8 protein-coding genes are annotated in these 13,037 nt (G+C 73.5%); 4 read left to right on the top strand and 4 right to left on the bottom strand.

Annotated features, from left to right (window positions below):
* Positions 1-241: 241 nt before the first annotated feature.
* Positions 242-1,666 (top strand): esterase/lipase family protein, encoded by a 1,425-nt coding sequence (locus tag ACFY4B_RS30315; RefSeq protein WP_387973302.1) that lies wholly within the window; start codon positions 242-244, stop codon positions 1,664-1,666.
* A 16-nt stretch (positions 1,667-1,682) separates the two neighbouring features.
* The gene (locus tag ACFY4B_RS30310) at positions 1,683-5,399 is read left to right on the top strand and encodes an AAA family ATPase (protein ID WP_387973299.1); all 3,717 of its coding nucleotides are present in this window, start codon (positions 1,683-1,685) and stop codon (positions 5,397-5,399) included.
* A 30-nt stretch (positions 5,400-5,429) separates the two neighbouring features.
* Here ACFY4B_RS30310 and ACFY4B_RS30305 read toward each other — a convergent pair whose 3' ends face one another.
* The 4 genes from ACFY4B_RS30305 to ACFY4B_RS30290 form a co-directional block, all read right to left on the bottom strand.
* Positions 5,430-5,750 carry a hypothetical protein gene (locus ACFY4B_RS30305; protein WP_387973360.1) on the bottom strand — a complete coding sequence of 107 codons (321 nt, stop codon included), beginning with the start codon at positions 5,748-5,750 and terminating at the stop codon, positions 5,430-5,432.
* A 121-nt stretch (positions 5,751-5,871) separates the two neighbouring features.
* Positions 5,872-6,411: an NAD(P)H-dependent flavin oxidoreductase gene (locus ACFY4B_RS30300; protein WP_387973297.1), complete on the bottom strand. Its 540-nt coding sequence runs from the start codon at positions 6,409-6,411 to the stop codon at positions 5,872-5,874.
* Between the two features lie 193 nt (positions 6,412-6,604).
* Positions 6,605-7,852, bottom strand: coding sequence for an ATP-grasp domain-containing protein (locus ACFY4B_RS30295; RefSeq protein ID WP_387973295.1), 1,248 nt, complete (start codon positions 7,850-7,852; stop codon positions 6,605-6,607).
* A gap of 11 nt (positions 7,853-7,863) precedes the next feature.
* A complete protein-coding gene (locus ACFY4B_RS30290; RefSeq protein WP_387973292.1) occupies positions 7,864-9,039 on the bottom strand; it encodes a hypothetical protein in 1,176 nt (391 codons plus the stop codon).
* Positions 9,040-9,468: 429 nt separating this feature from the next.
* Between ACFY4B_RS30290 and ACFY4B_RS30285 the strand changes: the two genes are divergently transcribed.
* Complete coding sequence (locus ACFY4B_RS30285) at positions 9,469-9,828, top strand: hypothetical protein (RefSeq protein ID WP_387973289.1); 360 nt, start codon at positions 9,469-9,471, stop codon at positions 9,826-9,828.
* A 394-nt stretch (positions 9,829-10,222) separates the two neighbouring features.
* Positions 10,223-12,946 (top strand): AAA family ATPase, encoded by a 2,724-nt coding sequence (locus ACFY4B_RS30280; protein WP_387973286.1) that lies wholly within the window; start codon positions 10,223-10,225, stop codon positions 12,944-12,946.
* Positions 12,947-13,037: the final 91 nt, after the last annotated feature.

Here is a 13,037-nt window from a genome sequence, read left to right as displayed (position 1 = left end):
CTCGAACCGCGCCCACTGGGCAGCGGCCAGAACCTCCTGCATTCCACAGCACTGCCAACGGCCGACGCCGGACAGCGCGATTCTTCGGTGAAGCCCGCACCCGGGCGGGTGCGCTGCTCTATCGTCGGACGGCATGGGGATGGCAGGGGCTGACGGGTTGGGGCGCGGGGTCCCGTTCACGGGGGCACCGCCTGTGTTCGGCGACCGGACCCGGGACGCGTGCGTGGTGGTGCCCGGCATCATGGGCAGCGTCCTTGAGGACGACAGGACGGGCCGCCCGCTCTGGGGTGTCAACCTGGCGACGCTCACCGACGCGCTGAGCGGCGATGCCCTGTTCGCTGCCCTGCGGGCGGACGCCCAGGAGCGGGAAGCCGATGCCGACACCGCCCGGAGGGCACCGCTGACCCGCGTCCGTGCGACCGGCCTGCTCGCCAAACCGTGGTGGCTGCCCGTCTTCCAGGGGCTTGACCCCTACGGCAGGGCGGTCGAGGCCCTGCGGAAGGTCACGCTGGCGCCGGAGGCGGTGGAGCCGTTCCCCTACGACTGGCGGCTGGCGGTCGCCTACAACGGCGCGCTGCTGGCCCGGAGGGCCCGTGCGCACCTGGAGTCGTGGCGGGAGCGGGTGGCGGCGGTGCCCGGGTGGCGGGCGGCCGGCGCGGCGCGGCCGCGGCTGGTGTTCGTGGCGCACTCGATGGGCGGGCTGGTGGTGCGGGCCGCGCTGGAGCAGGACGTGGAACTCGCGGCCGACACCCGGGCGGTGGTCACCGTCGGGACGCCGTTCCTGGGCTCGGCGAAGTCCGTCCTGGCGCTCAACGCTCTGCACGCCGAGGCCGAACCGGGCCGGCTGGTGCGGCGAGTGCAGGCGATGGCGGCGACCCTGCCCGGTGTCCACGACCTGCTGCCCGGCTACCGCTGCCTGGACCGGGGTCTGGAGGTGGAGCGCCTCACCGCGGGTGATGTCGCCCGGTTCGGCGGCGACCGGGACCTGGCCGCCCGTTCCCTGGCCGAGCGCGCACGCCACCGTGGGAGCGGGTTCGTGCTGCCGGGGCACCGGGCGGTCGTCGGCGAGGCCCAGCCGACCGTGCAGACCCTGGAGGAACAGCACGCCGGCCTCTCGGTCGTCGCGGGCCGCCACCACGCCTTCGACGTCGGCGACGACGGCGAACTCGTCCGCGATCCGGCCACCGGCATCCCCGCCCGCCGCGACGCCTCCGGTGACGGCACCGTCCACATGCCCTCCGCCCGGGCCGGCACCGAGGCCGTCCACTACGTGTTCGGCCAGCACGGCACGCTGATGTCCCATGACGAGGTCCTGCGGCAGATCCGCCGCATCGCGCTGGAGCGCCCGCAGGGCACCGACCTCGGCGACGGCACCGGCGACGGGCCGGGCCTGGAGACCCCCCACCTCGGCGGGACGCTCGGACAGCCGCTCACCCTCACCGTCACCGGCCTCGACACCCCGGCCGGGTCGAGCCTGAGCGTGCGCTCGGCGACCACCGGCCGCCCCGGCCACCCCCTGACCCTGCGCCGCGACCCGGACCGCACGGACGGGGCCCTGTCGGCGCGGTTCACCGCGGACGCCCCGGACCTGTACCGGGTCACCCTGGACACCGGCCGGCACGCGCCCCTGACCCAGCTCGTCCTGGTCGCCCCGCCCGACGCCTGACCCCAGAGATCCGCCCATGACCACTCCCCACGCGGACACCCCGCCCCCTCCGCCTCCCGCCGACCCAGGCCACACGACGGCCGGACCGGTCCCCGAGGACGGGGGCGTCGAGCTGTTCCCGGTCAACTTCACCGCCTACCGGAACCACGTGGAACTCGACACCGAGCAGCACGTGCGGGCGATCGCCGACCTGCTCGCCCCCTACGGGCTGCACGTCAACCACTGGGCGGCCCCGGAGAAGGAACGGGACCGGCAGGCGGTCGAGGACCGGCTCGGCGACTGGAAACGCCTCACCGCCTCCCACCGCGGCAACACGGTGCTCTACTGGGTCGGCCACGGCAGCGCCGAACACCTCGCCCACCACCGCACCCCGGCCCCCATCGACGACGGCGTCCACCCGGAGGACGTCGCCCGTGCCATCGGCCGCCGGCGACTGCACCCCGACGCGGAGGACAGCTGGGCCGTCGTCGTCCTGGACGCCTGCTTCTCCAAGGACTTCGCCCGCAAAGTGCACGGCACCCTCATCAACGAGTATGGCGACGCCGACCGGTTCCTGCTGCTGTCCACCGCCGCCGAGGGCCACGCCGAACTCGGCGACTTCACCCGGGCCCTGGAACATGCCCTGACCATCACCTTCCTCGGACAGAAGACCATCGGCCTCGCCGAACTCGGCAGCCAGCTCGCCCGCGAACTCCGCGGCTACCGCGCCATCAACGTCGACGACCACCGCGACCGACTGGTCCGCACACTCCCCGACGTCGCCTCCGCCGTCTCCGCGCCCCTGGACCAGATCGCCGAACTCCAGGCCGTCATCGACCGCCTGTCCGCCGACGAACAGCGCCACTTCCTCCCCAAGGCATCCGGTGCCGAACTCGGCGAACTCGCCTGGTACTTCCACGGCCGCACCGAGGAACGCGACACGATCCTCCGCTGGCTCACCACCACCGCAAGCGGCTCCCTCGTCGTCACCGGCCCCGCCGGCTCCGGCAAATCAGCCCTCCTCGGCCACATCCTCCACCACACCAACCCCCAGCTGCGAGACGTCCTGATCCGGCACGGCCACCTGACGCCCCTGCCACCCGAAGTCCCCTGCCCGGACGACCCGTTCGACCTCACCGTCCACCTCTCCGGCCTCACCCTCACCCACACCGTCCAACTCGTCGCCCAGGCAGCCGGCCTGCCCGACCTCGCCCGGCAAGCGGCCGACGGCCAGCCACCCTCCGACCTCGTCGCCCGGCTCCTCGGACGCCTCCGCGACCGGCACGCACCACTGACGCTGCTCTTCGACGCCCTCGACGAGGCCGAACAGCCCCTCGCCCTCGCCGACACCCTCCTGCGCCACCTCGCCGACCTCCCCCGGGTCCGGATCGTCATCGGCACCCGTAGCTCCACCAAGGAAGGCCTCGACCGGCCAGCCCCCGACGACACCGATATCCTCGACGCCCTCCGACCCCGCTCTCACGGGACCGGTCTGAAGTACGTCGAAGTGACGCAGAACCAGGACGCCCTCGCCGGGTACCTGCGCGCCAAACTCCACGCCGCACGGCAACAGCGCACCCTGGACACCGACGAGGCGACCATCGAGGCCGCCGTCCGCCGACTCGTCACCGACCAGCAGCAGGACGGCACCGAGCCGCAGCAGTTCCTCTACGTCCGCCTCGCCGCCCACGAACTCCTGGCCGACCCCGCCCTCCTGGCCGACCCCACCCCGCTGACCGGCCGCACCCACCGCCAGCTCTTCACCCACGCCCTGGAACGCCTCCACCGCGCTGCCCCCCACTACACCCCCCTGCTACGCGCCCTCGGCCTCGCCCAGGGCCGAGGCCTGCCCGACCAGGACGGCATCTGGGCCCGCACCGCCGACGCCCTCACACCCGGCGGCGCGGGCCACACCGGCACCGGCATCCCCGGGCTGGTCCGCGATGCCGCGCCCTACCTCGCCCTCGACCAGGAACACGGCCAGAGCGTCTACCGCCTCGCTCACCGCACCTTCACCGAGCACTTCACCGCGGCCCCCGACGGCCCTGCCGCCCATGCCGCCATCACCACCGCCCTGGTCCAGCAGGCCCGCCACGGCCTCGCCACCCGGGCTTCCAGCGGCACCGCCGTCCCGCGGCCCGAGGACGTCAGCCCCTACATCCGCCACCACCTCATTACCCATGCACGGCTGGGCCACACCGCCGGAGCCCTCCAGGCGCTCGCCGACCACCCCGACGTCCTCGACACCCTCGACATCACCGGCATCACCGCCACCGCCCTCCACCGCGGTCTGCCCCCGAACGAGGTGCCGCCCGCCATCGCCGGAACCGTCCTCTTCCAGAACCACATCCACGAGTCCGACTCCGCCCGGCACGACCAGGACACGATCGGGTGGCGCCGGTGGTGGCGCCGACTCGGCACCACCTACATCCAAGGCACCCCACCCCCTGCCGAAACCCACGCCCACAGCCCCACGACATGGCCCCCCACACTGGTCGGCGGTGCCGTCCTTCAACGGCAGCTTCACCTCCAACTCGCCAGCCACAAACACTGGGTGACGGCGTTGGCGGTGTTCTCCGCCCCGGACGGCACCCCCCGCCTCGCCACCGGCAGCAACGACCGGATGGTGCGGATCTGGAATCCGGCCACCGACACCCAGGACCGCCCACCCCTCACCGGCCACCGCGGTTGGGTAATGGCGTTGGCGGTGTTCGCCGCCCCGGACGGCACCCCCCGCCTCGCCACCGCCGGCAACGACCAGACGGTGCGGATCTGGAACCCCGCCATCGACACCCAGGACCGCCCACCCCTCACCGGCCACACCAGCAGGGTGAGGGCGTTGGCGGTGTTCGCCGCCCCGGACGGCACCCCCCGCCTCGCCACCGCCGGCAACGACCAGACGGTGCGGATCTGGAACCCCGCCATCGACACCCAGGACCGCCCACCCCTCACCGGCCACACCAGCAGGGTGAGGGCGTTGGCGGTGTTCGCCGCCCCGGACGGCACCCCCCGCCTCGCCACCGCCGGCAACGACCAGACGGTGCGGATCTGGAACCCCGCCACCGACACCCAGGACGGCGAGTCCCTTACCGGCCACCGTGGCGGGGTGATGGCGTTGGCGGTGTTCGCCGCCCCGGATGGCACCCCCCGCCTCGCCAGCGGCGCCGAGGGCGACCGGATGGTGCGGATCTGGAATCCGGCCACCGGCGCCCAGGACGGCGAGCTCCTCGCCGGCCACCGTGGCGGGGTGATGGCGTTGGCGGTGTTCGCCGCCCCGGATCGCACCCCCCGCCTCGCCACCGTCGCCGAGAGCGACCGGCTGGTGCGGATCTGGAATCCGGCCACCGGCGCCCAGGACGGCGAGCCCCTCGCCGGCCACCGTGGCGGGGTGATGGCGTTGGCGGTGTTCGCCGCCCCGGACGGCACCCCCCGCCTCGCCACCGTCGGCGGCGACCGGATGGTGCGGATCTGGAACCCCGCCTCGGGCGCCCAGGACGGCGAGCCCCTCGCCGGCCACCGTGGCTGGGCGACGGCGTTGGCGGTGTTCACCGCCCCGGACGGCACCCCCCGCCTCGCCATCGGCAGTGATGACCAGATGGTGCGGATCTGGAACCTGCACGCCAGGACCGCACACACGCTGCTCCTGGCAGACCCGGTTCACACGCTGACGGAGCACCGCGGGCTGCTCATCGCAGGAACTGACTCGGGCTACCTCGCGATCGATATCTCATCCGTGCCGACCAGCACAGCATGATCGGCAGGACACTAGGCACTGCCCTGCCGATCAGGTGAGTCGTTGAGCGAGCGAAGGGCGACTGCTCTCTGCGAGGCTTGACTCTCGTCCACGCTCGGGCCGTGCTGACCCGTCTCCTGCCCCCGGAAAGCATCTTGGCCCGTCGGGCGCCGTGAAGGTGGCCATGTCGTCGGACACGGTCGTGTCCGGCGGGCCGCTTTCCGTCAGGGAGAGGAGACGCGCGCACCCTGCTGGTGTGATGCCGCTGCCTGTATGGAAGTACAGATAGGCCGTGTCGTGCTGGTGGTCCACCGTGACGTGCCGGGCCGAGAGCAGCCCCAACTCTCGGAAATGGCCCTCGTGTCGTCGGATGGAACCAGGGGAGGGGTGCTTCGGTCGGCGCGGAGGCTGCCCGTTCGTAGGGGAAGCCGGTGAACGGTGGGGAAGGGCAGGAGGGCGTCACACCCGGCCCGTCGCCGGGCAGCCGTCCGCCTCAGCGCTGCCACCGGGTCAGGACACGTTCGGCCTGGTCCATGACGTCACGGACAATGTCCCCGGCGGGCCGGATGTCGTGCACGAGGCCGATGCCCTGCCCCATCAGCCAGGGCATCTCCTCCCAGTCGGCCTCGGTGGCGGGTACGGGCGGTGGCACGTTGAGCTTGCGCAGCACGGTTTCTTGTCCCTGGAAGACTGTGGTACCGACCTGTTCGAGTCCGCCACGGACGGTCGGCACCTCGGCCAGCCGGTCGTTCCATTCGGACACCACACGGTCGCGCTGCACCCGCGTCGGATTGAACTCCGGCCACTCAGGGCCGAAGATCCCGGTGCGTACGGTGTCCTCGCCCAGCGCCGCGACCAGGCGGCGGTGGTGCTCGGGATGGACCTGCGCTTCGCGCGAGGCGACCAGGAGGGTACCCACCCACACACCGTCGGCGCCCAGGCACAGGGCCGCGGCGACCTGACGCCCGTCGGTGATTCCGCCCGCGGCGAGGACCAGGGCGCGATCTCCCACGGCGTCCACGACGGCGGGCACACCGACCATGGTGGGCAGACCGCGTAGTTGTGCCCGCCAGCCTCCCAGCCCTGGGCGACCACGACCTCCACGCCGTCGTCGACGGCACGTTCAGCCGCGTCGGCGGAGCCGACCTGGGGTGTGGAGTTGCGCCAGTTGCGGTACTTCGTCGCGGTGGTCGGCGGGGGTGTCCGGCTGCCGGCCGGCGAACCTGTCAATCGGCCGCCGGGGTGATCTCGTACATCCCGGGGCCGTCCAGGTAGCGCACCGTGTTGAGGTCGCGCTGCAGAACGGCGTCCACCGGGTGGCTGAGCGTCAGAGTGACCGGATACTCGCGGTCGTAGGTGGTTGAGGTGATGGCGTCACCGGGCCTCACCAGCTCGGTGAGGGAGTGGAAGCTCGCCAGTTGCTCGAGCTGGTCGAGCGCGCGGTAGCCCCGCAGTCGGCCCGTAGTCGGAGCGACCAGTGCCGCCCAGGCGAACGCGTGCTGCCGTTGGTAGGGCCGGCCCGCCCGGGCCCGGAACCGCTCGGGCCGGACGTAGGCGTCGACGGTCCACTCCAGCTGGCCCTCGCCCAGGACCTCGGCCGTGTAGTAGGGCAGCCCCGAGACACGGGCACCCACCTCGACCAGTCGCGGGCCGTCCGGGGTCAGCTTGATCTCCAGGTGTGCCGCGCCGTACCGGATGCCGAGGGCGTCCAGCACCCGGCGGCCGTAGCCGAAGAGCTCGCCGACCGGGTGTTCGTCGCAGCGCAGCAGCACCTGCGCGGTCACCAGGTCCCGCACCCCGTTGGCCTGGATCCGCTCGGTGCGCCAGGCGTCGGTCAGCTGGTGCACACCCGCGCAACTGACCGTGTTCACGATGTACTCGGCGCCCACCAGGTACTCTTGGGCGACGACCTCGGTGATCGGCTCGCCCAGCACCACGCGGCGGTCGCGGAGCGCGCGCAGCGCGGCGACCGAGTCCTGCGGAGCGTCGCAGAACGACACGCCGTCGCCCCAGTAGCCGCGCAGGGGTTTGACGACCACGGTCCCGCCCAGTTCCTCGTGCCAGGCCAGCAGTTCGGCCTCGTCACCGGTTCGCAGCTGCCGCATGCCGGGGACGCCCTGAGCCTTGATCGTTTCGATCTGCACGTACTTGTCGCGCCGCGCGCTGCTCAGGGCGGTGCCGTTGGAGGCCAGCCCCAGCCGCTCGGAGAGGGCGTCGGCGAGCTCCACCCCGGTCTCGCGGCCGGCCAGGACCGCGACCGGCCCCAGCGCGGCGAGTTGTGCGGTCAGGACGTCCGACTCGCCGTCGTGGACGAGCACATGACCGAAGGCCCGGTCGTCCGCCGGATCGAGTCCGACCGGAGGGGCGGGAGTGCTCCGGACCTGGATCACCTCGCCGCCCAGTGCGCCGAAGGCGCCGGTGAACCCGGAGGACGTGCCGAACGCGTCGACGACGGCGACACGGAATGCTGACATCGGTTGCCTGCCTACTGGTTGGCCGGAGCGGAGCCGGGGTGGATGAGATCGGCGCGAAGCGCGAGGAGCCGGTACACCGCGTTGGTGAGCACGTGTCGGACGTTGAACCCCGACGTGCCGGGGTCCCGGCCGTCCAGGATGTCGTGTTCGCCGCCCTGCTCGCGGATACCGCGACGGGTCAGCCCGGTCCGCTCCCGGAACGCCTCGGGGAGCGCGTGCCGGGTGACGCCCAGGTGCGCCATCCGGAAGTCCACGAACTTGTCGATCACCCTGACCAGCCGGGCGCGCCCCGCGCGGTCGAGCACCAGCCGTCCCTCCCGCAGCCGTTGGGACACGTTCGCCCCGCGGATGGAATCGCCGCGCCACCGCGCGATGGCGGGCCGCGACCACGAGGGGAAGTAGGACATCGACTGGTCCAGGAAGACGCCGTACTCCTTCGACGGCGGCAGCAGGGCCAGTTCGAGGAGGTGGACACTGGGCATGAACGCACCGCTCGCGCCGCGCGGGCCGCCGGGATGCCCCATGTGGTAGGGGCGGAACCGGTTGAACGCCTGCTGGGACAGCTTGCGGTACCTGGCCATGTACCGGGTGAACTCCGCGAGGTACTCGACGACGTCGTCCAGGACCGCGGCCGGTCGGGCGGCGGCCGTCGGCAGGACCAGCGAGCGCAGCCCGTAGGCGGCCGACTTGGCCCATGGTTCGGAGAGGTGGTGGCCGAGGTAGAAGTCCCGTTCGAGAGGGGCGTCCCGGCCCGCGGAGAACACCCGGATGTCCCCGCTGCGCCGGTGTTCCTCGCAGTTGACGTCGATCAGGAGCTCATAGCTCAGATGGGGATCCAGGGCGGGGAACCTGCCGCACTGGGCGGATATCAGCTCGGCCAGGGCGCGGGGTGCGGCCTGCGGCCCCGCGGGCGCGTAGCCGCTGAGCAGGAAGAGCAGATCGAGCTGGAGGAGACGCGCGGTCCGCTCGTCGTCCTCGGATAGGCACTGCGGAGTGATGTTCCGGAGCATCTGCGCCTGGGAGTCCGCAAGTTGATGGTACGTCAGGTGCCCTGCCGAAAGGTCGTCGAGGGCGGCGGGAAGGCTTCGCAGGACGTAGTCGCGCAGCGGTGAGCCCGAGCGACCGGGGGCGGGAGAGGTGTGCTGCCGGGGGTGTGCGACACCGTCGAAGAGCTGGCTGCTGTTCACGTCTTCTCCTTGCCGGCCGCCGCGACGGGCCGTGACGGCGCTGGGGTTGGTGTTGCCCGCGGGTCCAAGCGTGCTTCACCGCCACGCGTCGGCGCATCGGTCATCTGACGGCGGGAGCCGACCGGTTGACCGCGTCGGCCACGTCGGGCGGTGAGCCGTGACCGGGGTGAGCGGTCCTGGTTCGGGCTGGACGAGGAGTCCAGGGCAGAGCGGACGCACCGTCAAATGACCGATGTGGAACAGAAGTACCGAGCCGATGATGGAGAGCACACGCCCGCCCCGAAGGCGGCGCCCCGTCTGCGCCTCCCGTCATCAGCAGCCCGCTGTCCGACAGCGCCGGAGCGGTCGCCGGCAGTGGCCGGGTGTTCCGGGCGCAGAACCGGGCCCGGTCCTTCCGGCGGCACCATCACACACGGAGAGGTGATTCACATGCTCACACCCAGGGCCATGCTCCGCGGCTCGGCCGCCACGGCGATGGTCGTCGCCGCCCTGACCGGCCTCGGCGCCGGAACGGCGCACGCCGCCGGCTGGCCTCCGTTGCAGCCGGGCGCCCGCCTCTACTCGGGCACCGGCGGGAGCGGCGCGGTGACCGCGGTCGACCTCGACGACTTCGGCACGTGCCACACGCTGGCGGCACCCGCCCGATCGGTCCAGGTCGCCTCCGGCTCCGCGTCCGTGGTGCTGTACTCCGGCGCGGGCTGCTCCGGCGCCACCCCGTGGGCCACCGGCTCGCTGGCCCAGTTCAACCTGCCGTGGCCGGTGCTGAGCTACCGGGTGGTCCCGGCCTGACGCCACCCGGACCAAGGCGGTACGGCCCTCGGCGACCTCTTCGCACGGAGGCCTCGAACCCCCTGTCACGAGGGGCGCCGGGGTAGGCCGGTGACGCCCGACGGCGGGCGGAACACCTCACATCCCGTTCGGACACAAGGAGTCCACTGGAACGAGGTCGACAGGGGCGGCCACTTCGCCGCCCGGGAGCAGCCGCGGCTCCTGGCCGAAGAACTCCGCGCCGCCTTCAGGACGCTGAGGTGACACGGCGCGGTGGTGCTGGGCCCCGCACCACCGCGCGTGCCGCCGGCTGACCGCCGCGCGCCGGTCGTGACGGAACCCGTGCGACTCGGCCGGCCCCGCCCTTCGTAGGATGGGTGCAGCTCCTCCGGGAGGAACTCTCCCCGGAGGTGCCATGCCGCAGTCCGCGAACCACCAGCTCATCGGGCGTACCCGGGAGGTGGAGGTGCTGGACCGTCTGCTGCGCGAGGTGGGCGACGGGCGCAGCCGGGTGCTGGTGCTGCGGGGTGAGGCGGGTGTCGGCAAGTCGGCGCTGCTCGACCATCTGGGCGGGCAGGCGGGGCAGTGGCAGGTGGTACGCGCGGCCGGTGTCGAGGCCGAGGCCGAGTTCGCCTATGCGGCCCTGCAACGGCTGTGCGCCCCGCTGTTGTCGCACCTCGGCCGGCTGCCGGAGGTGCAGCAGGACGCGCTGCGGGTCGCGTTCGGCCTGAGCACGGGAAACCCGCCCGAGATGCTGCTGGTGGGGCTCGCGGTCCTCGGTCTCCTCGCCGAGGCGGCGGCCCGGTCCGCGCTGGTGTGCCTGGTCGACGACGCGCAGTGGCTGGACCTGATGTCCCGGCGAATCCTGGCGTTCGTCGGGCGCCGGCTGGACGCGGAATCGGTGGCGCTGGTGTTCGCCGAGCGGATCGCCGACGGGAAGGCGGACGACGAGGGCCTTTCCGGTCTGCCGGACCTTCCGCTGGGCGGGCTGGCCGATGCCGACGCCCGGGCGCTGCTGGACGGCGTGCTGCCGGGGCCGGTCGACGCCCGGGTACGGGACCGGATCGTGGCCGAGACCGGCGGGAATCCGCTCGCCCTGCTGGAGCTGCCCCGGGGCCTGTCGCCGGCGGAGTTGGCGTTCGGCTTCGGCGGGCCCGGCGCCGGCCCGCTGGCGACCCGGCTCGAGGACGGCTTCCGCCGGCGCGTCGACGCCCTGCCGGCCGACACCCGAGCCCTGCTGCTGGTCGCGGCGGTCGAACCGGTCGGCGACGGGCCGCTGTTGTGGCACGCCCTGCGTCTGCTGGGCATCGGGCCGGAGGCCGTGGCGCCGGCCGAGGCCGCGGACCTGATCACCCTGGGAGCCGCCGTGCGGTTCCGGCACCCGCTGGTGCGTTCGGCGGTGTGGCGCGGCGCGGATGCCGCGGCGCTGCATGCGGCGCACGCGGCCCTGGCCGAGGCCACCGACGCCGAGCGCGACCCCGACCGGCGGGCCTGGCACCGGGCCCACGCCGCGGTCGGGCCGGACGAACAGGTGGCGGCCGCACTGGAGAGCTCCGCCGACCGGGCCCTGGCACGCGGCGGCCGGGCGGCCGCCGCCTCCTTCCTGGAGCGTGCCGCCGCGCTCACCCCTTGCCCGGAGGCGCGGGCGCGGCGCGCACTGGCGGCCGCGGCGGCCCATGTCGCCGCGGGCGTGCCGGCCCGGGTGCCCGACCTGCTCGCCGCCGCGGAGCTGGGGCCGCTGGACCGGCTGCAGCAGGCCCATGCCGACCGGCTGCGGGCCAAGGCGTCGTCCATGACCGACTCGGGGAGGGGCGCGGTGCAGCCGCTGCTCGACGCGGCGGGTCGGCTCAGGGACCTCGACCCGGCCCTCGCGCGGGAGACCTGCCTCGCGGCGTACGACGCGGCCATCTGGGTCGGCCGGTACGACGAAGGCGCACTGCGCCGGGTCGCCGAGGCCGCTCGAGACCTGCCGCCCGGCGACGAGCCGGCGGGAGTCTTCCTCAGGGCCCTGGTCGCCCGGAGCGTGGACGGGCCGGCTGCCGTCTTCCCGCAGCTGGCACGGGCGCTGCGCTCCCTCACCGACGAGGAGGACCCGTCCGTCCTGTGGGCGGCCGCGAACGCCGCCGCGGAGCTGGGCGATCTCCAGGGCTGGCTGGACATCGGCGGCCGGGCGGTCCGCTTCGCACGCCGGACGGGAACCCTGTCGCTCCTCTCGACGGCGCTGCCCTACCAGGCGTCCGCGCTGGGCTTCGCGGGGCGTTTCTCCCCGGCGGGCGACCTGCTGGCCGAGGCCGCGGCCCTGGACAAGGTCACCGGCTCGGTGGCGCGCACGGCCTCGGCGGCCTTGATCAGCGCGTACCAGGGGCGGGAACGACCGGCCCTGGAAGCGATCGAGGCGATGGAACACGAGGGCGAGCAGCGCGGCCTGGGCCGACTCGTCGGCGTAGCCGCGTGCGCGAGGGCGGTGCTCCACAACGGCCTGGGCAACTATCCGCTCGCCATGGAAGCGGCGCTTCGGGGCGGGGAGTACCAGGACCTCGTGGTGCACGTCTGGACGTGCGGCGAGCTGGTCGAGGCCGCGACCAGGGCCGGCGAGCCGGCTGTGGCGGCCGGGGCGCGCGAGCGGCTCGCCGACTGGAGCCGGGCCGGCACGCCCTGGGCCCTGGGCGCGCACGCGGTCGCCGAAGCCCTGACCGGAGCACCCGAGCAGGCCGAGGACCGCTACCGCGAGGCCGTTGACCACTTCGGCCGCGGTGGGCTCGGCGTGTTCGAGACCCGGGCCCGACTGCTGTACGGGGAGTGGCTGCGCCGCCGGAACCGGCGCGCGCAGGCCCGTACCGAGCTGCGGGCGGCGTACGAGGCGGCCGGGCGCACGGGTATGGAGGGGTTCGCCGAGCGGGCCCGGCGTGAGCTGCTCGCCACCGGTGAGACGGTTCGCAAGAGGACCGTCGGCGCGCCGGTCCTGACCCCGCAGGAGGCGCGGATCGCCCGCCTCGCGGCCGCCGGGCACCCGAACGCGGAGATCGGCGAGCACCTGTTCCTCAGCCCCCGTACGGTCGAGTGGCACCTGCGCAAGGTCTTCGCCAAGCTGGGGATCTCCTCCCGTCGAGAGATCGACGGCGCCCTGTCCGTACGGTGACGGCCGTGCGGTGACGGCGATGCGGTGACGGCCGTGCGGTGACGGCGATGCGGTGACGGCCGTCCGGTGACGGCCGTGCGGGATCAGCAGG

It is taken from the genome of Kitasatospora sp. NPDC001261, from assembly GCF_042896795.1.
In the GTDB taxonomy this organism is placed as follows: Bacteria; Actinomycetota; Actinomycetes; order Streptomycetales; family Streptomycetaceae; genus Kitasatospora.
The sequence above is the reverse complement of the archived record's forward strand: the minus strand, read 5'-3'. Positions and strand labels throughout refer to the sequence as shown.

Excerpts from the sequence above, each read along its gene's own strand:
- ACFY4B_RS30315 (WP_387973302.1), top strand. The coding sequence starts at position 242 with ATGGGCAGCGTCCTTGAGGACGACAGGACGGGCCGCCCGCTCTGGGGT.
- ACFY4B_RS30280 (WP_387973286.1), top strand. The coding sequence starts at position 10,223 with ATGCCGCAGTCCGCGAACCACCAGCTCATCGGGCGTACCCGGGAGGTG.
- ACFY4B_RS30285 (WP_387973289.1), top strand. The coding sequence starts at position 9,469 with ATGCTCACACCCAGGGCCATGCTCCGCGGCTCGGCCGCCACGGCGATG.
- ACFY4B_RS30310 (WP_387973299.1), top strand. The coding sequence starts at position 1,683 with ATGACCACTCCCCACGCGGACACCCCGCCCCCTCCGCCTCCCGCCGAC.
- ACFY4B_RS30295 (WP_387973295.1), bottom strand. The coding sequence starts at position 7,852 with ATGTCAGCATTCCGTGTCGCCGTCGTCGACGCGTTCGGCACGTCCTCC.